This window comes from Prevotella sp. HUN102 (assembly GCF_000688375.1).
Taxonomy (GTDB): domain Bacteria; phylum Bacteroidota; class Bacteroidia; order Bacteroidales; family Bacteroidaceae; genus Prevotella.
This window is the reverse complement of sequence record NZ_JIAF01000004.1, coordinates 24537-48930: the sequence shown is the minus strand read 5'-3', so window position 1 is coordinate 48930 and position 24394 is coordinate 24537. Positions and strand designations below refer to the sequence as shown.

The following is a 24394-nucleotide window of genomic DNA, read 5'->3' as shown; positions in this document are numbered from 1 at the left end:
ATGAGCAGATTAGATATATTAAAATCCTCATTGAAAACGAAAGAGGAAAGGTTTAATAACAAATTATCCGAGCATTTTAATGATGTCAAGCAAGCTAACGGACAGCCTTTGAACGATAAGCGGTGCGGTCAATCTACAATGCGTAGATGGGACAGACAGAACAACGCATTGAATAACCTCCAAGATGAGATTGCAAAGACAAAGAAAGCCATCGAACGAGAGGAAAGCAAGATAAATGGTGTTGAGTACATCACCTCATTGCTACCTGTTGAAATAGTTTCGTTGGTTGAAGACGGAACGTTAATTCAATGGCGCAAATATCCTCATATTTTCTTTGTGGATGGAGTGGATAAGGCGCGCCTGATTTGGGACTTGAAAAAGAAACAAATTGCTCATAAATTCACTTCGTCAATACAGGACAAGGAGCTGTATAAGAAATTTGCAAGGGTATTCAATTCTCTTGCAAGTAAACTTAACAAAACATGATAAAACTCGATGACAAGTTTACAGAGCAATTCTCCCCCAACGAGCAGCTTGTAATGTTACGGTTACTCGTTGGGGCTGACGAAGACGGAATAACGAGGATAAGTTACAGAGCCTTTGCAAAGTCGTGTGGAATGACTTTACAAGTATGCCGTACAACGCTATCAAGCCTAATCAAAAAAGGAGAGATAGAAATGGAAACTAACACAGCACTTAACACACGAGCTAACACAGCAAGCACCTTTGTAATCATCTGTAATTACGATACTTATAGAGTTGGAAAGAAAAAACTAACACACAACCTAACACAGCAGCCAACACAGAGAGTAATCGGTGTTTTACAGGCTAAGTGCAAGGAGCGTGAAAAGGCCTTTGAAAACAGCCTTATCCCCTTTGTCGTTTCTCGTGGCGGTATTTACCAACCACAGATGATTAGGGCTTTCTTCAACTACTGGACTGAAAGGAACAAGTCGGGAACGAAGATGCGCTTTGAACTCGAAAAGACTTGGGAGACATCAAAACGGCTCATAATATGGGCAAAAAACGATAAACAATTTAACAAGAATGGAAATAACGGAAGCAATACGCAGCGTGCGCTCGAAGCAGGCGCAACAGCCCTCGGCAGAATGCTCGCAGACATTGACGGTAAGAGCTGACACCTTTAGGGAGCATATTCTGCAAGTCTACACGCCCTCGTTACAGGAGACGCTTTGCACTGACTCGCAGGAGTGCTTCTTTGGCAATCACCCTACACTCGCAACACTAAACAAGACCTACGGCAGCAGGGCAGGCGCAATATGGCTCGTGCCGCAGATTACTGACTGCGTGTCGTTCACAAACAACAAAGGAACTCTTAACGACAGGCAGACGGAATCACTCGCCTCGCTGATAGCCTCCGAATACTATTATTTGAAAGTGTCTGAACTGATGCTTTTCTTTCGCAGGTTCAAATTGGGGAAGTACAAAGAGATTTACGGTAATTTTTCGCCAATGGTAATTACCCTGTCCATCCGAGAGTTCATTATCGAGCGAAATAACGCTTATTTTAAGCATAAATCCAAAATTGAGGAGGAGAAAAGAAGCAAGGATAAAAATAGCAGTATGTCTTATCAAGAATATCTGAAAGCAAAAAACAGAAAATAATTATGAGCAAAAAAATATTTTACCTATATCCCTTGCCACGAATGCAGGTGGTACGGCGGATATGAGGGAGATAACTTTTGGTGTAATAATTCAGGTTGCATCGATTATCAACAGTTTTATAGAATATAGAAAATAAATAATTATGGAAAAGAAGTACAAATTGAGAACCGACCTTACAAAGGTCGTTGATGGAGTTACGCTCTATGCAATAGAAGCATTAGTAAGTTTTGGAAACGTTAATGCCGGAGATATTGGAGGTTATGTACGGAGTGAACTGAATCTTAGTCAGAACGGCGATGCTTGGGTGTGTGCCAATGCAGAGGTGTATGGCAATGCAGAGGTGTATGGCAATGCTCGGGTGTATGGCAATGCTCGGGTGTATGGCAATGCTCGGGTGTATGGCAATGCAGAGGTGTGTGGCGATGCTCGGGTGTGTGCCAATGCTCGGGTGTGCGGCGATGCTCGGGTGTGCGGCGATGCTTGGGTGTGTGCCAATGCAGAGGTGTATGGCAATGCAGAGGTGTATGGCAATGCTCGGGTGTGTGGCGATGCTCGGGTGTATGGCAATGCTCGGGTGTATGGCAATGCTCGGGTGTGTGCCAATGCAGAGGTGTATGGCAATGCAGAGGTGTATGGCAATGCAGAGGTGTATGGCAATGCTCGGGTAAAATGCTACTTTGATTTCTATGTGTCAAAGAATATCTGGTCAAGCGGACGCTACTTCACTTATACCCGTTCTAATAAGATGTGGACAGTAGGCTGTTTTCACGGTACTGGAGAGGAACTTATCGCTAAGGCATACAAGGACAGTAAGGTAAGTGGCAGGGAGTACAAGCGCATCGTTGATTACGTGGAAGCGATGTATGCCGACTTGGAGAATGGAAAAAAGGAATAGATAAATCAACAGAGGGGGCGCACTGATAAAGGTAAATTACCAGTGAGAAGTGCACCCCCTTTTACAATTACGATACGAATATGAACGGAATTACGATAGAAGACAGACACTACATCTTCACGACCGAAAGCGTTGGAATTTAATATTTAGCTAATATTATAGGAAATGAAAGCAAGAATTAAAGCAACAGGTGAAGAAGTAAAACAAATCGAAAATACGAACACAAAAAGGGGGGATTGTGCAAGATGCCCTCACTCCTCTTTTGGTAAGTACGCATTTTTCTGCAACTACTACAAATTGGAAGTAGGGCAATTTGAACCTACATGTAATAACCCTGATTTAATGAAATAACAGACTATGACACGAGAAGAAATAATAAATCAAGGCAGACCAACAGAGCCTAATTGCTTTGAAACGGACAGAGAGGAACAATGGTACAATGTAGGTCTATATGACGGTGCAACCGCAAGCCCTTGGCACTCGGTCGCCGACGGGGATTTGCCGAAATTAGATACTGTCGTGCTTATCAACACTAAGGAATATGGCGTAATCACAGCTCGCTATGATAAAGGGTGGGTAGGAGTAGAAGTTTCTTTGTTCTATTCGGCAGATTGTGCGAGGACTGCTAATGAGGTTAATTATTGGATGGAGATACCGCAACTCCCAAAAGAAAGCGAGGTGAAAGATGAATAAAATAGTGCAATTGAGCGAATATGATTATTCGCAACTATATGAGAAAGCCAAGTTGAACGATAAAGAAATAAAACGCTTGGCAGAGACATATTACCAAGAAAGAGGTGTGTTCAGAATTGATTTAAAAACGGGCTTCCAAGACAGATATAACGGTGATACGGTTTATTATACAACTTCTTTCTCAACAGAAAACGGATTGTATAAGAATGATGGATTTAAGCCTATTCTTAGCGAAAAAGGCCGTCGAAAAATAGAAAGAATTGTAAAAAATCTATGTGATGAGACTTTCGATGCAAAATTTGGTGACGCTATAAAATTCAAAAATGCGTATGCTAATGCTTTAGACAGATTAAAATTTCTAAAATGGATATGCTACACCATTGCTTTTAGTGGTTGGGGAGTGGCAGCAGCAGTGTTAATATTAAAATAAATATTATGAAAGCAAGAATAAAAGAAACAGGAGAGGTGCTTAGAGTACTTGATTTAGACAGCGAGAGAATACTTGTTAAATATGGAAGTGAAGTAAAATCTCTTCGTATACACGAGGTTGATTTAATCGCTGAAAGTGTGAATGATTACCCTAAGGTAGAACCTAATTGGGAGCAACGCAGGTTTGAGATAGCGAAAGATGTGCTATCGGCTTCATTCTCAACGCCGATGGAGAATGTGAGCATAGTATCTTATATCAAAGACTGCGTGCAAATAGCTGATATACTGATTGAAGAACTGAAAGGAGGCAAGCAATGAGCTTATTGTCAGAAATAAGAGCAAAACTACTCTGTTGCCATGAATGGGAACAGGTATACAGAACGAGTGTCTATGAATATGGAGATAGCAAATTTCCATACAAGATTACGAAAACATTTGTTTGTCGCAAGTGTGGAAAATTTAAGAAAATAAATATATGAAAGTCAGAATTGTTCAAGCAGGAATATGCTCCTGTGAAGTGGAAGTAAAGCGCGCATGGTATTTACCGTGGCAGACAGTATATGACGGTTGTCTTCCTTGGCGCGGTTCTTATGAGGAGGCAAAAGAAATAAAAGCTAAAATATTGGAGGATTATGAGTAAGAAAATAATGTTTAACGATAAGTTCTGCCTCACCCAAGCGGTGCTTGACGGAACAAAGACAATGACACGGAGGATAGAGAAGCCTACGAAAATGGCTGCTGGTTACACAATAGGAGATGTGCGCCGTTTCTTCTGTGGCTGTACGGGTGGGAACAAACGTTTCTTTGGCCTTGTGAATAAAAAAGGTGACACCATAGGCATACTCTTTCCACGCTATCAAGTCGGCGAGGTTGTGGCGATAGCACAATGTTATCTTGACATTGGTAATCCACAATTCGATAAGTTTGGGCATGATGTCCCGGGAAACACAAATAAGATGTTCGTGAAAGTTTCCCTAATGCCCCACCACATCAGGATTACCAATGTGCGCATGGAATGCTTGCAGGATATATCTGACGAAAATTGTATGAGAGAAGGTATTAAGTTCGTTGGAGAATTAAGAGCTGACGGATATAATGATTACTATTTTTCTTGCCGACCAACTCCCAAACATTCTGACAACAATATGATAGGATATTTTACTTCTCCTCGTGAAGCCTATGCAGCCCTCATTGACAAAGTAAGCGGCAAGGGTACATTTGAGCGCAATCCGTTTGTGGTGGTGTATCAATTTGAAAAGATAGATTGACTATGACAACAGAGCAATACAACGCTCTCGAAGAAGAGCTTAGGAAAAAAGGATATGGGAAATTCAAGTCCTCATATCAGCACGAAGACTTCGGATGGTACAAGACGGTACTACCCAGCAATTCCCGTGAAGACAGCCCACCCTATCAGATAGAATTTGCCGTGTATGACTATACTGAACAGAAGAATATACGGCGTCTTGACGACTGCCATAACTATGACGTGAAAGTATTTTTATTCATAGAAGGGAGTGCTTTGGGTCTGTCTTGCAGATGGCTGTCAGTAGAGGAAATTGAAAAAAAAGCTGAATCGTTATACAGAACCTTTGAGAAAAACATAAGGACGCCCATTCGGGACAGATGGATTTAAGAAAGAAAATTATGAAAACAGTATTTTACATCATCATTTTTGTCGTGTTTCTGCTTATCGCAGGCCGCACGACCGTCAGCTTCTCTTCCTTTCACTTCCACATAGAGAGGCCGTTTGCCCTCATCGGTTCCCTGTTTATGGGAATTGCCGTCGCCTGCCTGTGCCATGACGCCTATCAGAACGGCTACAAGAAAGGCTATGGCGATGCTCCGGAAGCGAGGGAACTCGATGAGAAACTCGACAAGTACATAGACGAATTGACGGCTTTTTACGACAAACATCAATAATATGGAAACGACAGAATGTATCTTAGGCTGCGTAACGACTATATGCCTTGCGTGGGTAATTGTAACGATATTAAAGCACATATAAAATGAAGGTAGAATTACAGTCAGGCGACCGAATCCGGATTCCCGATGGATGCAAGGCCACCGTCAGCGACAACGAGGTTGTTGTTGAGAAAAAAAAGGAGTTCAGCAACGGAGACGTACTGATGAGCCACGAAAATGGTGTCTCCGTCATATTCAGGGAATATTCGGACGGAGGAACTTTTTCCTCTCACTACGATAACAGAAGAGGAAGAGGGATGGATATATTATGGAGGTCTGACGCTTTCCGGCATGCCACCGAAGAAGAAAAGCAGCTCCTCTTCGACAGGATGAAAGAGGAAGGTCTTTGGTGGGATGCGGAGAAAATGGAAGTGAGGACGATTGAGGACCGCGAACCCATAATAATATCCATGTCCCCGGAGCTAATCTCCTTTTTAGGATATGAAAAAGGCATTTTAACTCTTTTTTCCTTCAAGTCGATAGAGACGTATCGCAAGTGCAAGGAGGAACTGAGAGCGTTATTCAGAAAATATATCGAAAATGACACGGACAGCAACGACGATAGAACAGGGCAGAAAACTCCTTGAGCAGGGAGTAAGTCCCGAGACTGCCGATATGTGCTACGTGAACGGAATCCTTGAGGAGGACGAATGGGCTTTCTTCCGCAAGCACTACGACGGGGAGATATTCCCCGCATGGTCTGCCGACGCACTGGCTGGACTGATGCGCAATGCCCCCGAAAAGATTACTTATAATCTTTTTGGCGAAGCTGAATATGAAGAGAAGAAGCCTATAAAGGCAGCAAAGCGGTCAGATATTGTAAACTGGCAAGACATCAGCTCATCATGGACCGACACAAAACCCTCGGAAATGACCTTCGTGGATTGTTTCTGTGGTGCCGGAGGACTTAGCAAAGGCCTCGAAATGGCAGGGTTGCAAGGCATTTGTGGTCTCGACTGGTTCAAGGAAGCAGGAATGACTTATCACAGAAACTTCCATCACCCGTTCGTATTGGGAGATATTACCACACAGAAAGCGAAAAATGAATTTTATTCCACCGTGGAACAACAGCTGAACGGCAGAAAGCTCAGCTTAGTGGCAGGCGGGTTTCCCTGTCAAGGCTTCAGTATGGCTGGCAACAGAATTGTGGACGACCCGAGAAATTCGCTTTACAGAGAACTGCTGGAAGTAGTGAAGAATCTGAATCCTGACTATGTACTATGCGAAAATGTGAAGGGGCTGCGCAGTATGCTCGGAGGAAAGGTGGAAGAAAAAATCCTTTCAGACTTCAAGGAAATCGGTTACGAAATGCACGTAACCACACTATGCGCTGCCGACTACTATGTGCCGCAAAAGCGTGAACGTGTTATCTTCATCGGAAACAAGATTGGAAAGAAAATTTATTACCCGAAACCGATACTCACACCCGACAAATACGTTACCACCGGACAAGCCATTGAAGACCTTATGACGTTGCCCTCTACACCGGAATTCAATCACGTGCCTACACGACATCGTCCCGACATGGCTGAAAGAATGGCTGCGCTGCCCGAAGGACAGAGTCTCTACAAGGGTTATTCGGATGCGTGGAAGAAATGCCCGTGGAACGAGGCTTCGTGTACCATCAAAGAGAATCACGGCGGCGTGAACATCCACCCGAAACTGCCGAGAGTTTTGACTGCAAGAGAGATGGCACGATTGCAGTCTTTCCCTGATGATTTCATTTTTGAAGGCACGAAAAACAAACAGTTGGTACAAATCGGGAATGCCGTACCACCATTGTTGGCAAAAGCTATTGGCTTGGCCATCCGTTATTCGGCGGGAGACCTTACTGGAGAAAAGGAATATAAAAGATAAACCAGATTTAAAATGAAAGAATCCAAATACGCAAAGAAGAAAAGATGTCCCCGCTGCGGGGAGACGAAGTACAAGAGAGAGTTCTACAAGGGCAAGAACAGATACTCGAAATACTGCAAGGAGTGTGAGAGGAAAATCGGTCGTGAGTGGTATGCGTCCAAAAGAAAAAAGCCCGACGGCATTTTCTTCTACCCACAGTTCGGACGGACTTGCTCAAAGCAGGGAGGGACGGTGCGGATATACTGGAGCGACACAATGCTCCGCACGCTCAGGGAGCATTTCAGCGATACCAAGAACGCCGACCTTGCCGTGGAACTCGGAGTGTCCCAACGGACGGTTGTAAGGAAAGCGCGCAAACTCGGACTTGAGAAGAATTCCAAGTTCACTCGTGCGCTCAATGAGCGGAACCTGAAGCTGATGCAAGCCATCAACAGATGCGTCCGGAACAGAGGAATGATAAAGAAGGGCGAGCACCGTTCGCCTGAAACGGAATTTAAAGCAAAAGGAATATGAACAGAGAACAGTACGAAAGAATGCACGCAATGTACGGAGAGGATTACATCAAGAGATTCTTCCCCCGCTTATACAGGAACTACATCAACCAATACAAGCGAGAGAAATGAAGACATACACCACACTTGGAAAACTCCCCTCCGGAGGCATCGGGACGGGAGACCTTGCCAACCAGACGACCATGACGGAGGAGAAGAGGAGGACGTTCAACAGGGTATCGGTACTCTTCCACACGATAGTGTGCGCAGCCAACGACGTGGCGCACACCGAAATGCTCGACACCGTGAGGCTCCTGCAGAAAACGAAGCATTACAGGCACGAGGTCAAGAAAGCCTGCAAGGATGCTCTGAAGAGGTACGGAGACTACGACAGGAGGAGCTTGGAAGACATGCGCTCGGAGGAGGTGGACAAGAGGCAGCTCTACATGGACTTCCTCGATGCCGTGAACGAGAGGCTCAAGCCTCATGTCTTCAAGCTGTATATGGCCGTCAAGCAGGCACTCGACAAGAGGAACGTGGAAGAGTCAGCCCTGAAGGCGCACGTCATCTGCGCCGACCAGCTGCTGAAATACTCCGTCTTCCTCTTCGACAAGTTTTTCGAGGAGACACCCCCGATACCTCCTGTGGATCTGAGGATGACCTTCCTCCCCGCACGGCTGCATCCTGTCCTCAGTGCGTGGTCGGTAATAACCGACAGGCTCTGCCGGGACTGCGACATAGACCTTGACGAGGAGCCGGACTGCAAGCTCGCATTCGACATCATCGAGTACAATATCACCAAGGAGCGGTACATCAACGAAAGCGGGATGGAGGCGGTGTCACTCAACGAGGAACTGGTAAGGGAGCTTGATGCGAAACCCTGAAACTTCAGCCCCCATCCATACTCACGCACGGATGGGGGCTTCTTCATAACCAAAAACTAACCTGAACAAAAAATCTGATACAAAAACAAATATAAAAAAATCAAATTCGGCCGCGCACGGCTCTCACTATCCACCGTATGACGAAGAGGACGAATATCAGGCTGACGCCGATGGCGACACCTCCGACGTCCATCTTGAGCCGCTCCCACCTGTTCAGCTTCCTCTCCACCACCTTAGGCACTTCCTTATACTTAGACCTGAGTGCCTGAAGGGAGTCGGCCTTCGCCTTGTAGAAGTCCCTCTCGTTCCTGATGCCGCTGAACTCCCTCTCGCTGCGTCCGACAAATTCACGGTGCCACGTGTCCCTGCCTATCTCCTCCCCTCTCTCATTGACCCTGATTCTCACGGAATCCCTTATCCGTATTGAATCCCTGAAGCCGTAAAGATACCTCGTCTCGAATACGTTCCTCGTCGCCACGCTGTCCGTCCGTGCCTTGTACACGGTGTCGGTGGTGCGTGTCTCGACAGGGACGTATTTCGTCCCGCACCCGGAGAGCACCGTGATGACTGCGCAGATTACGATGCCCCATACATATCCCTTTATTTTATTCATAGTCCGTTATTCCACCATTATGTAAATACCCTCGTTCCTCGCCTCGGCATCCCTCATCAGGGCGTCAAGGCGCTCAAACTCCGTGCGCGACTCGGTGAGCATCCCCACCTTGGCGTTCCTCCCCACGAGGATGCAGCCCTCGGTGTCCCTCGCCGTGTTGCCGGGGTGTATGCGTATCGCCTCGAACCCCTTGACACCGCAGAGCAGGGGCATCCGTCTCCTGAACATCGGCGAGAAGGTGTATATCACCCGGTATCTTCCCGTTGGAATCGCCGTGATTCCCTTTTTCTTCACGTTCCTTACCTCGGCCTCCGTCATCAGGGAACTCAGCCCCCTGTCGGTGTCCTCGAGCGTGTCGCAGAAACGCTTTCCGTCCACGTACAGACGCCCTACCGTGTAGGTGTCCCTCCTTGCAATTCTCTTCACTCTCAGTTCCATTTTGTTTTCCTTTCCTTTTTATGGTTTGCATGTAAAATCAACGTTGAACTCACGAAGTGAGCCGCTCGCTGAAATCTATCTTGATTCTCTCATACACGGACTTCACTCTCATATAGGCTTTCTCCTCTATGAAGCTCTCCTTGTAGACCTCCGTCTCCACGGCGTCAGCCACCCAGTCTATCCATTCCTCCCTCGTGTAGAACCTCAGCTTGTGCCCTCCGTAAGTATAGAGGTCGAAGAGCGTGTTCCTCTCGTCGTGCAGGGTTTTCAGGAGCTGACGGATTTTTCTCCTCGTGGCTTCCCTGTCGGAAATGTGGTTTTCCGTCTTTACCTGCCTGATTACCCTTATCACGTCGTGCACGGAGAGGTTGAAGACTATGTTCGCCGTGTTCCTTATCCGGAGGATGGTCTCCGGCATCAGCCCCTCGGATATGTCCTGAAGTATGACTTTCTGGCTCTTCGTCTCCGAAAGCAGCTCGTCCATCATTTCAACGTTCCTGTCAAGCATCCTGTCTATCATTGACTTGAACCACCTGAAGCAGGCGATGCACAAGCCGGCTGACAGTACAAGGAAGAACCCTGCCGTCACCGCCATCATCCCGAGGTCGCTCACGGCTCTTGCCGTGTCCAGACTTTCCTTTACCATTTGCGCCGTCGTTTTAAATTAAAGTACCTTCTCCACGTATTCTCCTACGAGGTGTTTCAAGTCAAACGTGCAGTTGGGCAGGGACATCGTGCAGAGGTAGAGCTGTCCGTCGTCCTTGTAGTAGCGTCCCTGCACGAGAGCCATTCCGTACTGGAACTCTATCGCATCGGAGGAATTCCTTCCCCTGTCGTGAGTCCCCACTTGATCGTAAAGCTGGAGGGTGTAGATACTCGGCTGCCGCTCCTCAGCCACGGTATGGTCCCGCATTACCTTATAGAGGCAGCCGTTGAACCAGAGTCTCTCGCCCGTCTTCACCTGCCGTCCTATCCTCGACTTCCACGTCGGGAAGACGGCTGCGATTTTAACGGCATCCCCGTCGCTGATGGCGTCCGTCCTGATGTGCTTCTTTACTGCCTCGAGCACCTCGGCTGCCGTGGGTTCCTCGGCCACGGGCACGTAGATCTCTGGGATGTACTCCTCGTAGCCCGCACGGAGAAGCATCTCCTCGGTGGGGTTGGTAATGGTCATTCCCTCGAACTGTATGGAAATGCCGTCGTAGACTGTTCCGTCCTGTTTTCTGTACTGTTTCATATTGCTTGTTGTTTTTAAGATGTTAAATGGGAGATGTTAAATGGGAGATGGGAGAGTTTTCCCGTTTCCCTTTTCATATTTCATAAATCGTGTTTGAATATACTTCGACCGTTGCTGGCAGTCCGTCGAGCAGCACGAGTATCCTCCGCTTGAAGGAGCCTTGGTTGAAGTTTACCTTGACGGCGTAGAATCTCTCGTATCTGCTGTAATCCTGTGGCACTGCGCCTATCAGTCCCCAAGTGTAACTTGTCTCGGCGAAAAATCCCCTTGCGTTGGGCGTTGATGCCACGTTGCCTATTCTCGGGAAGTACCTGCCGTTTGCCCCGATTGCCTGCGACGGAGTATCTGCCCAGAGTCCCCTCACAACCTCGTTGCCCACCCTTCCGGCAGTGTACTGGTAGAGTATCACGTCCCTGAGGGCGTTGCCGGGGTGGCTGCCCTTCCGGGCGAAGAGCGTGCGCATCAGGCTGCCGTTGGACACGATGTCCTCCATCTTGGCGACGGGATAGACCGTGGGGTTTATCTCTGCGAAGGGCTTCTCGAGAAACTTCTCCTCGGTGATGTCCCTCGCGCTCATCCCGTCGGGTCCGAGGGTGTAGAGGAGCTTTCCGGAGTTGTCGTAGTAGGCGAGCACGACGAGACCGTTCACGAGTCCGAACCTTATGTTTACCTTTCCCTGTGGGTTGAGCACCTCGAGGACGCCGTTCTCGGCCCTGACGGAGCCGCGTCCCTGATTGAGGGTCTCGAGCGTCCGCGCCCTGATGAGCTTCGCGTTTACCATTCCGTGCTCATCCACGAGAAGGTTGTCCTCGCCCCTCGAGTTCCTTATCACGAAGTTGTCGGTGGTGGCTATGAATTTCTCAAGGTCGATGTCAAGGCCCGACCGTTTGAGTGCCTCCCTCGTGTCTGGGTCTTTCCACGCCGTGGCCACGGTTCCTTCCTCGAGCTGGATGTCCCTGATCCTGACCTCGCCGTTGCGCACGAGCCGGATGGAAACCTCAAGATACGGGCAGGTAGTGTCGGGCACTTGTATCTGGAACGTGTATTGATTCCATTCGGAATTGGACAGCAGCTCGAATGACTGTTCGGGCAGCCATTGCACGCGGGTGTTCATCGTCCTGTTCAGGCAGGCGTTGATTCTCATCCCCCTGTCGGGCGTGGTGGCGAGCTGGGCGCGGAATGACAGGGTGTAGACGCCCCTGCCGTTGATGCGTCCGACGAAGAAAAGCCCGCCCTGCGTGTCGGCCGTCTGCCCCGCCGCTTTGATGTAGGCGCAGCGATAGCCGGCTGTCAGTTCGATTCTCTTCTCGCTCAGCGTTCCTCCCCAGATGGTCGTCGTGTCGGTCTCGATGGTGAGGTTCTCGCTTCTCAGGCTTGCCCCCTTGAGCAGGTTGATGCCCGAGAACCTGCGCTGCGTCAGCTCAACGGAAATTCTGTCGGCCTGCTGTCGGATTTGGCTCACGGAGGTGGTGAGGGACGCATTCTCGCTCTCAACCTTTTCCACGCGCTGCCGTATCTGCCCGTTCTCGGCCGTGATGCTTGTGAGCACGGCCTGCGTATTGACCGTGAAGACGAGCTGCTTCTCGAAGGTGTTTCCATCCGCGGTGACACGGAGGTTCACGTAGCCGGTGGGGACGGACATCCCGTCCCTCCGGGCGAGGGTGGTTATGATGACCTTTCCGCTCTCGAAGCGCGCCGTGCAGCCCTCGAGGCGTGTGATGCTCACGGACGTGGGCTGGATTACGGACGAGCCTCTGCGCACCGTGAGCGCGGCGGGCTTCCCACTCGGATTGACGGCTGTGCCGTTGATGTCGGTCTCGAAGACTATTTCCGAGGGAGTGAGGTCCACGGAGTAGGCGTCCGTGCCGTTGTTTCCGTCTTTTATGAAAGCCGTCGTTTTCAGCGTGATGTCGCTTCCGTTTTTCCCCACCACTTCACCAAACAGCATACATTCAGCGTTTCCCCTGTCGGTTACAATGCCTTCGAGATAGGCCGTGTCTCCAGTGTTGAAATCCCTGACGTTGGCGATGGCGTTCCATGTTTCCCTGCGCCCGGACTGTGCATAGACTTCCCATTTCGCACTGTCATATTTACGGACGTGCGTGTCGAGTTTCCTCACGGCAGAAGATTTCCCGTCCCTGCCGTCGTGTATCGAAGTGATTGTTATCTGTCCTCTTGCAAGTATCATATTGATGTGAAATGTGAGAGGGGAAATGGAAGATGTGGAAAACTTTCCCATTTCCCGTCCCTTCTTACTTCTTCGTTATCTCGCACACGAAGGTGGCCTTGCCGCTGATGTCGGCCGCCCCCACGGTGAGGGGGTTGCCGGCCTTGGAGGGCGACGTGGTTCCGTTGAAGTTGGAGGGCTTTCCGGAGGCGTCGAGCTTCATCCACGCGTAGGTGAACTTACGGCTCGGCTCGGGCGTTGCCTCGTCCTCCACCTTCGTTCCTCCCTGCCATACGCGGGCGTTTACGGTGGTGGAGCCAGTGCCGTTCACTATCTTGTCGCCCGTGGGGCAGTAGAGTTCGAGCACGTAGGGGTCGGTGAGGTCCTGGAAGGTAACGATCTCCTCCGCCGTCGCCGCCGCGTCGCTGCCCCCGGCGTCGGTGGCCACGCACTTGAAGGTCTGAAAGTTGAGCACGTCGTCGGGCTTCACGGTGAGAACCGCCCCGTTGGAGCGTCCCGACGCCACTGGCTTCCACACACCTGTCCTGATGTCGAACTGCGTCCACGCATAGCTCACGTTGGTAGTGTCGGGCGTTCCCCCGCGCACGGCCTGCGCCTTTACCGTGAGGTCGCCCGCTACGGACTTGTCGAAGATGTTGCCCTTGGGGCAGGTGAGCACCACTTGGAAGAGTGCGCCCGATGACTCGTTGCGCACGACCGTGAACGAGCCTCCGATCTTGGAGACGATGTTGTCCTCGTCGGCGTAGTCGGCTTCGAAGGTTACGTTGAGGTTGCCCGTGAGGTTTACCTTGACGGTCAGCCTGCCGTCCGCCCCGACCACGTATGAGGTGTTGGAGTTCGACGCCGTGAAGGCCGTGCCGTTGATGGTGTACCTCACGTTCGTACAGCGCGCCAGATGGTCGTTGGGGTCGCCCGTCTCGTACACCCTCGGGGTTATGACGTTGTTCGCCGACGGGTACGCCGGGCTGAACTTGTGGGTGTCGGGGTTGTAGTGCTGCGAGAACCCCTGCGACGCCGTGAAGTAGACCTGCACGGACTTGGCGTCGTTGAGGTCCACGATCGTGATTTGATTTCTTGCTGTTGTTGCCATTGCTTTATAATTTTAAATGTGAGATGTTGGATGTGAGATGTTGGATGTGAGAGTTTTCCCATTTCACATTTCCCATTTCCCATTTCCCGTTTCCCATCTCACATCGTGAGTATGCAGTCGAACGTGGCACGCTTGAAAACGTCCTGCGCGCTCACGGTAAGCGTCCGTCCGAATCCCCTGTGCCGTCTGTTCCATTCCGTGTCGTACTCCGGGTTGCCGCTGTCCCTTGTCCACGAGAAGTCCCCGGGCTTGAACCTTTCCGTTATGTCCTCGTTGCCTTTCCACACGTATGCCGTGAGCGTTGTCGATCCCTGTCCGTTGCGGATGATGTTGCCTCCCAATATCTGGACGGATACCGGACTTTCTCCTTTTGCCACCTGCCGTTTCCACTGGCTGCTGCTTTCGGACGGCTCCTCCGTGGCGAGCTGCCCCTTTGGGACGGTGCAGAGCCACGTGGAGCCGTCGTGGGTAACGCTGTCGTAGTGCCCGTACCGTCCGTCGGGCTGCCAGTCGCCGAGGTAGGTCACCATCGGGGAGGTTGCACCCGAGCTGCTCTGCACTGTCAGGTATTGGGACGAGATTACACATCCCTTTGGAGATAAATGTATCACACGGTGGGATGAGAGGTCGTAGCCGTTCACTCCGTCGTACATACTTATCGCGGGAGCTTCCGTTCCCTCGGTCAGGATCATTATCAGACTCTGACGCTCCCCGTCCGTCTGAGAACCCTCCTGAACGATGCTGTCTCCGGCCTGTGGAATATCCATTGCTCCCTCGTCGTAGCCTATGCAGCTTATACGTCTTCCCCCATATTCCACCTCCACGGAGAGTGAGTTCGAGAGGTCTATGTAGTTCAGCGTCTTTCCGTCCACTTCCTCCGTGCCCGTGCCCACGCACAGCCTCCAGTAGTGCCTGTTGCCCACGTTCTCATAGACGCCCTCCTTGATGTTGAACGTCTGGCAGCGAACTTGGTCTCCTATCTTGAACTTGTTTATGGTCCGGGTCGTTCCGTCGTCGGCTATCATATAGCAGCGGTAGGCGAAAGGCTCGCCGTCGGTCGGCTTCCCCTGACTGTCTGTCGCCGCGACCCTGTATATCTTCCCGCCTGCGCCGGAGAACACGAAGTTGCCGCCCACGTATGAGAGTTCCCTGATCTCGAGCGACTGGAACACGGCCTTTACCCTCGCCGAGAGGAAATCCGTCTCTATGTGTCCCCGTCCCTTCTCGTCCGTCCAGAAGCCGAAATCCCTGCCGTTGATGCCCTGCTGGAACGATTTCCCGAAGATGCTTGATAATACGGCCTTTCCCTGTGCGGTAATGGAGTAGTCCTTACCGAGGATGACGCCCTTGAGGAAAGTGATGAGATCACGGGCGGTGTCAGGAGCGTTCTTACGGAGGAAACGGTCATCAACGTAGTTTCTCACTATGCTGTATGCCTGCTCTCCGTTGATTCCCCCTCCGCTGAAATTGCCAGAGAGGATGTTGCTCACATCCTCCTTCAACTGCGAGATTGTTCCCTTGATGGCTTGGTTTCCGAGTGTTATCTCCTGTATAATAGGATAGTCGAGTTTCGTTACGAGCTTGATAACTCGTGTGGAGAGCTTATAGCCAAAGCCGTCATCATAGGTTACTTTCTGCCCGATATGGAGGTTAGGATTCTTCCTTGCGAACTCTACGGGATTGGAACGAGTTGTATAGTTGTTCTTGTCCTTTGTCCTGTCTTCTATGGTCTTGATGGTGCGTGCAGCGAGTTCCTCCTGTGCGAGCTTTGTCTCGTACTCGCCCATTACGATGTTGAACAGCACAACGATGTTGCAGGTGAGGTCTGGAAGAGCCTTGCCGTGCGGTATCAGTCCGTCTTCCTCATTGGTAGGGATAATAGTGTCGCCGCTCTGATACATCTTAATCTTGTAGTCGCCCTTAAGCACGGACACTCCACTGTCTCCCTCGGATGAATTGGCCGAGATTGAGTGGCTGTTTTCCTCGTGGTAGTACAACTCGAAGCCGTCCTGTCCACTCGGCTGTCCGACCAAAGACTGTGTGAGGGCGTCATACTTGTTGTTCGTGGTATGCGTGTTTACCTTGAACGTCCCTTTTAACTCATAGCCCTGCAAGACCTGTTTCTTCCTGTCGAGGTCGTAGTCATACCAGTAGTGGGTAATACCGTTGTCGGTGGTGGTGTTTACGAGTGTCTTTCTCGTGTCCTTTGTCGTGGTGCAGTATGCAAGGCGCATATACCACACTGTGTATATCTTCTTGTTCCCCTTGCTATCCAGTTCATACTCGCCCGTGGTGTCGTTCTTCAGATACCTTGTGCGCTTGCGGATATTGTAGGCGTAAAGGTCGATATGAGGAAATATGTCATCAAAGGAGAGGGCAAGTGTCTGCTTGATAGCGTTGCTTGCCTCAAACTGTGCCTTTGTGATAACCTTTCCATCTGTACCGATGTAAATGCAGCCGTCAGGGTACTTGGTGGTATCAAGCCCCAAACGTGCGAGGGTAGCAACGTTTCCTGTTCCTACCTGCGCCTTGCGGCTCATGTTCTTTGTCGAACCCTGCGGATAGAAGCAGTTGTAGTAATCTTCCTTACTCTCGCTTACCGATGCTGTCTGGATATTATCGTGGACTTTGAGCAAAGGAACTTCCTCGCCTAAGTTGATGGCTATCTGCCCGAAATAAAGGCAGCGATGCTCCCATGACAGATGCCACTCGCAGCTGTTGTCCTTGCAAGCCTGTGCGATAGAGGAAAGAACGGAGAGTATGTCATTTGAAGATACGGAGAAACTAACAGAGCCGTCCACCGTGCCGCAAAGGGTGTAGGTAAATTTCTTGTTATCGTCTGTGATGTTAAAGGCTTCATTGATAGCCTTGCAGACGTATTCAAGTGCCGTAACCGTCAGCCCATCAAACGACCATTCCTGTTGTTTTAAGTCGTTCTCCACATACAGAAACGGCACACGACTAAGCCACATCAAAGGATGATGGAAACTTATATCATACTTAAAACCCTTATCTGTCTCTGAAGGGGTGTAGGCATTGAGTAAGCGGTATTTCAGTCCGTCTTCAAATGGGACAATATACGACCCGGCAGGAATAGTGAGTTTTACATCACTTTCCCACGAGAGTTTCACGAAGTCTGACTTGCTCAACTCTTGCTCATGCTCGGCACTCTCTGTAAGGATTGCGTCAAGCAGCTTCTTACCGTCTATGTCGTAGATAACCATATAGGCAAAGATAGCAAGAAGAGATAGGACAAGAGAAATTAGAGAAAATAGAAAAGCCACAACGATTTTGTTGTGGCAAATTAGCTATTCAGGGTCTATACCAGCCGTGTATGACAGGTATTCAGCCATCATTTGCTCGGCTTCCTCTTTCGATACGGGATTGTCTAACCAGTCGGGATAATCATCTTCATTAATGGACATTATTTTGTGGTGGGGTGGTTAGCCCCACCGTTACCTTTATTTCAGTTTATTTTCAAGGTCTGAAATTCGCTTGTAAAACCCTGCTGTATGTGGTGATGCACCTAATTTCAGAACCGTAAAATCCACGTGAATGGTAATCATGTCGGAAGTGCAATCATAACCGTTTCTTATAAAGGGCAAAACGTTGATTTACCTGTTGTTGTAAAGCCTATTACCAATTATATAGGTATGCCCGTGATTGATTTCGGAGTAGATTTACCAACAATAAAAGGAAAGGAGACATCAATGTATAATGCTTCATACGACAATAGAATCGATTACGTAGACCAAACGCTGACATACCCCGTCTATCATCGTTACTATTTTGAAAATGGTAAATTGCAAAATGTTCTTTCAGAAATTGATATTCCAAGTATAACGGGGGGATATGGTACTTTTTTCATACAGGTTACAAAAAGTTTACGAGAAAGATATACATATTTAGATTCATACAAGGGGCAATATCAAACTATCTATCTTTTTACTTTTAAGAATAAGTATTACATTGGAGCACGAGATGCTGGTGGAAATGGTGGTTGGTACGTGTATTATGCAAAAACATTAGACGAAATAAAAGAAAAACTTGATATTCATCCATCTATTTCTATTTAAGAAAGATGTAAGGGTAGCCATTAAGACTACCCTTTATTTATGCTGCCTTGTTTTCTCGGATAAGGTCGAAGATTCTATGTAACTTGTTGATTCAAAAGCTAAACGCATTTTTGCGTTGAGTATTTTACAATCGATTCTTCGGATTCGGCTCAACAAAAGCCAACCCAATTTTTGCAAATGTCCTTTCCGTGTTCCGTGCAAAGGTGCAGCTCTTTCCCGTGTATTTAAGATGATACACATCGGGGCTGTCGGCAGGTACTTGTATTGTAACGTTCCCTGCTCGCATGACTTCCTTAAATGCCTTGTTCTTTATCGTGAAATCGGCTGCGCTATTTCCTTGCATCGTGAAGTTGAGCGTAAGGCTCCGCTCGTTCACTTTGGGAATGACATCAGCGTACTGCACACCGTCCTTTGTCCGGTCGTTGTTGGTGATGTACTCTTTCAACGTATCATAGCTGTTAATCGTATCAAGGAAGTTATCCCCCATTCTCACGCCCCACTCTTCCAGAGCGTCCTTTCCGTTAATCAGTAATTCTGCCATTGTTACATATCCTTAATTTGTTTCTTAATATCCGACACGTCGCTGCTCATAGACTTGATAGCCTTGCTCATAGCAGTGGTGTCCTCGTGTATGCCCTGCAACTCAATATAGGAGTTTGCCTGTATTGTCCTCAACTCGTCTGCAATATTCTTTGTCTCCATCTGCACGGCCTTGAAATCATCTATCTTCGCATTCGTAAGGGTTATGATGTCCTTTATCTGGTCTCGTGTGATATTCCCTGCCGTAGTGAGCGCAACGATGTTGCTCGCCTGCTCGTAGGTAATTTCCGTAACACCGTTAGCTGTTGCTTTCTGCGACTGGCTGCCGCTTCCAAGTCCGAGTTCTCCGAAGATGGCGTTCCGTGCATCAATCCCCATCTTTACGATGTCGTTCCAACTCTCAAAATCAACGCTCTTTCCTGTTTCCTTGTCCACGTATGAGCCGCCCGTCTCCTTGAGTTTCCTGATTTCCTCGGGGTCGAGCTTCTTGTCCGATTCCATATAACCGGCAAAAGCCTTGTACCATTTCTCTATCAACGGCTTGTACTGGTTCGAGACAAGCGCACCTATGACAGCCTTGCGCATATACCCCTCAAAACTCTCGGCGAAACTCTCGGCGTCCGATTCCATATCAAGGAGCGCATTCTCGAAATCGCCCACGATGCTGTCGAATGACGAGGATGTGAGCTTCTCCAACACCTGCGTCTCGAGTTCCTCAAGCTGCTTGTGATAGCCTATGTACTCGTCCATAAACTGGGCGGCGTCCTTGTATCCGTCATCCGCAAGCGACTTTATCCTCGAGTATATCTCCGGAAGCTCTCTTGCGACCCTCGCCATTTCCTCGCTCGTGAGGTTGAAGAAGTTGCCGGCGTTTCCTACTTTCTTTCCGAGAAGGCTGCTTATCTGCTGCCAGTAGTCAGTTCCCCTAAGGTCTCTGTCTATCGCCGAAGCTGAGGAGTGCTTTCCTCCGAATCCCTTCTTGTGCGAGCCTGCCGAGCGTTCCATCATTTCCTGTGTATTGCTCTCGGCCTGCGCAAGCCGCTTCTTCTGCTCCTCGTATATTTCCTGAGCATTCGCAACTGCGCCTTTCTTCATTTCATCGGAAAGCGCATCTATGGAGTTCATAAGAGCCTCGTTCGATGAGGTAAGCCGTTCGATGTCTTTTTCAAGATTCCTGTCGCTGTCAGCCCCACCTCCGAAGAGATTCAGCCCCGCATTGACTATATTGCCGATTGCGCTGACGCCCTTTGCGGCGGCACCCACGAAATTACCGCTCTCGAAATCCTTTATTGCCCCGAGCGCATCGTTGGAGGCATTTGCCATATCCTCGACCCCCTTGAAAAATGCACTGTCTCCGTCCACTCCGAGATTTGAAAGGAGGTTCGGCATTTCCTGAATGTTGGCGTTGATTTTTTCAAAACTCTCTATGAATCCTTGCAGTTTTTTGGAAATGTTATCGAGGAACTTGTTGAGCTTGCCCTGCGCATTGGCTGCATCGGTGTCCGCCTTAATCTTCTTCTTGTTTGCCGATACAAGGGCTATCTCGCTCTCTGCGAGTTTCTCCATAGCCTTACGCACGTTCCTGTATTGCTCGCTGTCCGTGCCGTACTTCCTCTCCACCTCACGAAGAATGGCGTCGGTGTTGGAAGCCGTGATGTCTCCGTCATACTTCACGCCCGTGCGTTCAATAGCCTGTCTTGCGTCATACTGCCTGCCGAACAGTCTCGTCTTGGCAGCTGCCTGACTGTTCATTGCATCGGTCTGCCGCTGTATGGCGTCTGCGGCTTCCATCTCGAGCTTTCTGCGCTCTCTTGCGTGCTCCGTGGTAAGGCTGAAGAATGGGTTCTGCCTGTCTTGTGCTTCGATGATAGCGTCGTTTACCTTTCCTATCTGCTCCACGGCAGACTTATAGCCCTCGATGTCGAGATTGTCGGAATTGAGCATTTCACGCAGCCTTGCCTTGATTTCCTCGAGCCTGTCTATCGTCTGATTTCCCAAGTCTCCGAAAACCTCTTCCCAGTTCAGTCCGTCTTTCTCGTTCTTTATATCGAAGTCGGACAAGGCTTTCATTTTCTGCGCATTGAGGGAGAGACGCTCGCCCTCTGTCCTTGCATCGGCTATCTTCCTCTCATACTCCTCTGCGATGGCAAGACGCTGCTGCTGTACCGAGCCGTACTCTTTCAGGTAGGCCGTGAGTGCGTCTCTCCGTTCCTCCATCCATTTTCCCTGTTGGCTCTCGTATTCACGGTCAGCCTTGCCAATCATCGCCTGAATGTAGCTTTCCTCGTTCTCGCCGAGTTTCACGGCCTTGTAACCTTTCTTTCCCTCCTCGGTGTCGGAATAGACCTTAGTCTTGTCGGTGTTGTTCAGATCCCAGTCTTTCTTGTTCTCCTCGTACTTAGCCTTTTGCATTTCATCAGCCTGCTTCCGTATCTGTCGGATGGTCTTGTCATACTGGAGTTGGTATTCAGCCCGTTCTCTCTCTCCTGCGTCGGTTATGGATGCTATTCTCTCTTCCTCTTTCGCCTCTGCTGCCCTGATAAGGTCGTCGTCCGCCTTTATCTCGGCCTCGATGTTTCTCTCGAAGAGGGTTTCACGCTTGCGTGCAGCTTCCTCGGCTTGACGTTGGCGTTCCCGAGCTTCCTGTTCTGCCTTATGTCTTGCCTGCTCTGCCTTACGCTGCTTCTCGTTTGATTTATTTCTTGATGAATTGCGTGTTTCAATATTGCCACCCAATGCCCTGAATCTCGACTCTGCAACCTTTACAGCCTCCTCTGCCTCTTTTCTTTCCTTCGATGTGTGTGCCGATTTATTTCTATCTATCTCGTTGAGTTTCTTTTTAGCATTTAGATATTCCTTTGAGGCATTGGCATATTCGTCTTGTAAAGTAAGAGGTTTGTTCTTCTTCACACCCGAAAGGGTCTCAAGAGCCTTTCCCAACAATCCCTTTGCTCCATCATATTTTACCGAAAAGAACAGAGGAATGGTCGTAACACCAGTTATGGCCAAATTGTCCTTCATTGCCAATATGTCATTGAGAAGCGACTGTTTTTCCATAGCCTCAAGTTTCAACGACATATTTAAAGGGTCTTTTTCTTGTTCCTTCCTTAAGTCGTCCAATTCCTTTTCAGCATTACTAACAAATGTGTCTATCTGTGCTTTTGCATTGTCATAGTTGATACCATCATTACTGTCCTGTAAGCCTTCAATCATAGTCATAGCTTCAGAATAGAAATCAAGGATATGCTGCCTTGCCTCAACATTACCTTCGGCTTCCTTCAGCTTTATCTCGTAAGGTTTATTATTTTCCTCTATCTCTTTTCTGATAGTGTCCATCTGCCCTAACTTTCCGTTAAGAATATCAAGCTGAGCATTGACCTCATTTAGTTCGTTGGCAGTAGATGCCATATTCAGAGCATCTCCTTGAGTCAATGATTTGGAATTGGCATAAAGTTCTATTGTTCCCTGAAGTTCTTTCTGCTTTTCTGTCAAATCTTCAATTTCTTTTTGCACATTCTTGTACTCAATCTCATTCATACTTTTGTTGAGTTCCTTTTGTGCTTCAGAAGTTTCAAGTGCTGCAATCTGCTGCTGCGTGTACTTTTCCGTCAGTTCAGGAGCTATTTCCTTGAGTTCTTTATATGCACTCAAAGTATCATATTCTGTTGAATTTTGATCCTTAATAATACCTATAAGGTCATTTATTTTTTCTTTTCGCTCATCAAGTATTTTTTTCTGCTCCTCCATAGCCTCATTGGTCTTCCTGACTGCTCTCTCCTTGGCAGATTCAGATGTAACAAGTTTATAAGAAGCATAAGCCACTCCAACTATTGCGGCAGCTATCCAAAACACGGGACTTGCAAGCATTGTGGTATTGAGTGCCGCCGTTTTTGCTTTCAGAATATCTGTTATCGTTCCAAGTAATGTGGTATGTTTTATCGAAGAAAGACGATTCAAGGCTTGTATTTTCTCGAGTGCAATATTCGCCACCAATGCAGCCCTGTAAACTCCGTAAACGGTTGCCACTCCCATTATGATTCCTCCGACGGTCTCGTAGTTCTCCACGAGATAAGTACCAGCCTTGACGGCAGACATAACTACCCCCTCGCCCTTTGAGCCTATCTCGTTGAACATATTATCGAAGCTCTCTTGCAGCATGGAAATCTGTCCGTTGAGCGTCTTTGCGCCCTCTGATGCCATGCCGTAAAACTTGCCACCTGCTGATGTTACGGATATGAAAGCGTCCTGTACCATCTTAGAAGTGATAGCACCCTTAGACATTTCTTCTTTCAATTCACCTATGGATTTGCCAGTCTTGCGTGAAATTTCCTCCAACGGATTGAATCCGGCATTGACCATTTGCATAAGGTCTTGCCCCATCAATTTTCCTGCGCTGCTCATCTGCGAGAAAGCGAGTGCAAGGGAATTGAATTTGCCAGTATCACCCATTGAAATATCCCCGATGGCTTTCAAGTAGTCGATTGACTTCTCCGCCTCGATACCGAAAGAGGTCATCATCTGCACCGCACCGACCATGTCCTTTGTGTTCAAAGGCGATGCAAGGGCGTACTCTTTGATTTGCCCCATTATTTTATCCAATCTTTCTTGGCTTCCACCCAGCAACACTTTGAGTGATGTTTCCATACTCTCAAACTCGGCACGAACGGAGATAATACGGCTTGCAAGTTCTTTCAGCCCTATGCCACCCATAACGGTAGCTGCAATTCCTTTCATCTTGGAGGAAAGCAAGTTCATTGTCTGCGCCGTTCCTCCTCCTTCCTGCCGGAATGCCTTGTACTCATCATTCAGCCTTTTTACGAATAGGCGTGCGGTTGCCTGCTCTTGGGTAAGGCTGAATAAGGCGGCTTTCTCCTCTTCAAGCGCACGTTTGGCGGCTTTCCATTCGGCAAGTTTTCCGTCTGCCGACATTGGGCTGTACTTCTTTGCATCACGGTAGGCTTCTCCCAACCGCTTTACATCAGCTGCAACATCTTTGACTACCGCTTTCTGTGCGATAATCTTCTCCGTGAAGTCATTGACACCCTGCGAGGCTGCAAAGATTTTCTGCTTGAAATCGGTCTCCATTGTGGCGGAAGCCTGCGCAATCCTACCTGTTACGTTGCCTAACTCCTTGGAGGTCTGCTGTAACTTGTTATTAAGATTGTTGAAAGCAGTAGGATTCTGAATAGCATCAGTACCTTTAATCTCCTGCTTCAACTTTGCAATTTCATCTCTGAGTTTCTGAACTTTCTCCCACTCAGCATTTATACGGAATGATAACTGCGGCATATCTAATTCTAATTTTATAATGTATATTTCCCAAAAATACCCATTATAAATTAGAAGCGTGTATATCATTTTCCATTATAAGC

The 24394-nt window shown here is 48.6% G+C and carries 26 protein-coding genes; 17 read left to right on the top strand and 9 right to left on the bottom strand.

Translation table 11 applies throughout. From position 1 onward, the window contains the following. The 16 genes from P150_RS0104880 to P150_RS0104800 all read left to right on the top strand — a co-directional run bounded on the left by P150_RS0104880 (position 1) and on the right by P150_RS0104800 (position 8840). Complete coding sequence (locus P150_RS0104880; RefSeq protein ID WP_028896705.1) at positions 1-486, top strand: hypothetical protein; 486 nt, start codon at positions 1-3, stop codon at positions 484-486. A gap of 191 nt (positions 487-677) precedes the next feature. After that, on the top strand, positions 678-1139 hold the full coding sequence (locus P150_RS0104875; RefSeq protein WP_197018051.1) for a hypothetical protein: 462 nt from the start codon (positions 678-680) through the stop codon (positions 1137-1139). Beyond that, positions 1048-1626 carry a DUF6633 family protein gene (locus tag P150_RS16015; RefSeq protein ID WP_155952941.1) on the top strand — a complete coding sequence of 193 codons (579 nt, stop codon included), beginning with the start codon at positions 1048-1050 and terminating at the stop codon, positions 1624-1626. The genes P150_RS0104875 and P150_RS16015 overlap by 92 nt, the downstream gene beginning before the upstream one ends. Before the next feature lie 142 nt (positions 1627-1768). Next, positions 1769-2521, top strand: coding sequence for a hypothetical protein (locus tag P150_RS0104865; protein WP_028896702.1), 753 nt, complete (start codon positions 1769-1771; stop codon positions 2519-2521). Positions 2522-2686: 165 nt separating this feature from the next. Then, positions 2687-2872 (top strand): hypothetical protein, encoded by a 186-nt coding sequence (locus P150_RS17475; RefSeq protein WP_155952940.1) that lies wholly within the window; start codon positions 2687-2689, stop codon positions 2870-2872. 6 nt (positions 2873-2878) lie between these two features. After that, positions 2879-3214: a hypothetical protein gene (locus P150_RS0104860; RefSeq protein ID WP_028896701.1), complete on the top strand. Its 336-nt coding sequence runs from the start codon at positions 2879-2881 to the stop codon at positions 3212-3214. Further along, positions 3207-3644 carry a hypothetical protein gene (locus P150_RS0104855; RefSeq protein ID WP_028896700.1) on the top strand — a complete coding sequence of 146 codons (438 nt, stop codon included), beginning with the start codon at positions 3207-3209 and terminating at the stop codon, positions 3642-3644. The genes P150_RS0104860 and P150_RS0104855 overlap by 8 nt, the downstream gene beginning before the upstream one ends. 5 nt (positions 3645-3649) lie before the next feature. Further along, a complete protein-coding gene (locus tag P150_RS16010; protein ID WP_036932082.1) occupies positions 3650-3961 on the top strand; it encodes a hypothetical protein in 312 nt (103 codons plus the stop codon). 157 nt (positions 3962-4118) lie between these two features. Continuing rightward, complete coding sequence (locus P150_RS17470; protein WP_155952939.1) at positions 4119-4283, top strand: hypothetical protein; 165 nt, start codon at positions 4119-4121, stop codon at positions 4281-4283. Next, the gene (locus P150_RS0104835) at positions 4276-4911 is read left to right on the top strand and encodes a hypothetical protein (RefSeq protein WP_036932081.1); all 636 of its coding nucleotides are present in this window, start codon (positions 4276-4278) and stop codon (positions 4909-4911) included. Before P150_RS17470 ends, P150_RS0104835 begins: the two co-directional genes overlap by 8 nt. 2 nt (positions 4912-4913) lie before the next feature. Continuing rightward, positions 4914-5279, top strand: coding sequence for a hypothetical protein (locus tag P150_RS0104830; RefSeq protein ID WP_028896698.1), 366 nt, complete (start codon positions 4914-4916; stop codon positions 5277-5279). An 11-nt stretch (positions 5280-5290) separates the two neighbouring features. Next, entirely contained in the window at positions 5291-5566 is a 276-nt protein-coding gene (locus P150_RS0104825; protein WP_155952938.1) for a hypothetical protein, read from the top strand. Positions 5567-5652: 86 nt separating this feature from the next. Next, on the top strand, positions 5653-6195 hold the full coding sequence (locus P150_RS0104820; protein ID WP_028896696.1) for a hypothetical protein: 543 nt from the start codon (positions 5653-5655) through the stop codon (positions 6193-6195). Beyond that, positions 6149-7465, top strand: coding sequence for a DNA cytosine methyltransferase (locus P150_RS16005; RefSeq protein ID WP_051617560.1), 1317 nt, complete (start codon positions 6149-6151; stop codon positions 7463-7465). Before P150_RS0104820 ends, P150_RS16005 begins: the two co-directional genes overlap by 47 nt. A 12-nt stretch (positions 7466-7477) precedes the next feature. Then, positions 7478-7978, top strand: coding sequence for a hypothetical protein (locus P150_RS16000; RefSeq protein WP_051617559.1), 501 nt, complete (start codon positions 7478-7480; stop codon positions 7976-7978). Between the two features lie 106 nt (positions 7979-8084). Further along, positions 8085-8840, top strand: coding sequence for a hypothetical protein (locus P150_RS0104800; RefSeq protein WP_028896695.1), 756 nt, complete (start codon positions 8085-8087; stop codon positions 8838-8840). 100 nt (positions 8841-8940) lie between these two features. Here P150_RS0104800 and P150_RS0104795 read toward each other — a convergent pair whose 3' ends face one another. The 7 genes from P150_RS0104795 to P150_RS15995 all read right to left on the bottom strand — a co-directional run bounded on the left by P150_RS0104795 (position 8941) and on the right by P150_RS15995 (position 17630). Beyond that, positions 8941-9453, bottom strand: a complete 513-nt coding sequence (locus P150_RS0104795; RefSeq protein WP_028896694.1) for a hypothetical protein — start codon at positions 9451-9453, stop codon at positions 8941-8943. Between the two features lie 6 nt (positions 9454-9459). Continuing rightward, positions 9460-9891, bottom strand: coding sequence for a DUF5675 family protein (locus P150_RS0104790; protein ID WP_028896693.1), 432 nt, complete (start codon positions 9889-9891; stop codon positions 9460-9462). A gap of 49 nt (positions 9892-9940) precedes the next feature. Then, a complete protein-coding gene (locus P150_RS0104785) occupies positions 9941-10537 on the bottom strand; it encodes a hypothetical protein (protein WP_028896692.1) in 597 nt (198 codons plus the stop codon). A gap of 18 nt (positions 10538-10555) precedes the next feature. Continuing rightward, complete coding sequence (locus tag P150_RS0104780) at positions 10556-10987, bottom strand: hypothetical protein (protein ID WP_155952937.1); 432 nt, start codon at positions 10985-10987, stop codon at positions 10556-10558. A gap of 214 nt (positions 10988-11201) precedes the next feature. After that, the gene (locus tag P150_RS0104775) at positions 11202-13316 is read right to left on the bottom strand and encodes a hypothetical protein (RefSeq protein ID WP_028896690.1); all 2115 of its coding nucleotides are present in this window, start codon (positions 13314-13316) and stop codon (positions 11202-11204) included. A gap of 64 nt (positions 13317-13380) precedes the next feature. Further along, positions 13381-14406 carry a hypothetical protein gene (locus tag P150_RS0104770; protein WP_028896689.1) on the bottom strand — a complete coding sequence of 342 codons (1026 nt, stop codon included), beginning with the start codon at positions 14404-14406 and terminating at the stop codon, positions 13381-13383. 98 nt (positions 14407-14504) lie between these two features. Then, positions 14505-17630, bottom strand: coding sequence for a hypothetical protein (locus P150_RS15995; RefSeq protein WP_051617558.1), 3126 nt, complete (start codon positions 17628-17630; stop codon positions 14505-14507). Between the two features lie 327 nt (positions 17631-17957). Here P150_RS15995 and P150_RS0104760 point away from each other — a divergent pair, with 327 nt between their 5' ends. Beyond that, positions 17958-18482 (top strand): hypothetical protein, encoded by a 525-nt coding sequence (locus tag P150_RS0104760; RefSeq protein ID WP_028896688.1) that lies wholly within the window; start codon positions 17958-17960, stop codon positions 18480-18482. A gap of 124 nt (positions 18483-18606) precedes the next feature. Here P150_RS0104760 and P150_RS0104755 read toward each other — a convergent pair whose 3' ends face one another. Together P150_RS0104755 and P150_RS15990 are read right to left on the bottom strand one after the other, a co-directional pair. Further along, complete coding sequence (locus tag P150_RS0104755; RefSeq protein ID WP_028896687.1) at positions 18607-19023, bottom strand: hypothetical protein; 417 nt, start codon at positions 19021-19023, stop codon at positions 18607-18609. A 2-nt stretch (positions 19024-19025) separates the two neighbouring features. Beyond that, a complete protein-coding gene (locus P150_RS15990) occupies positions 19026-24311 on the bottom strand; it encodes a tape measure domain-containing protein (protein ID WP_036932080.1) in 5286 nt (1761 codons plus the stop codon). Between the last annotated feature and the right edge of the window lie 83 nt (positions 24312-24394).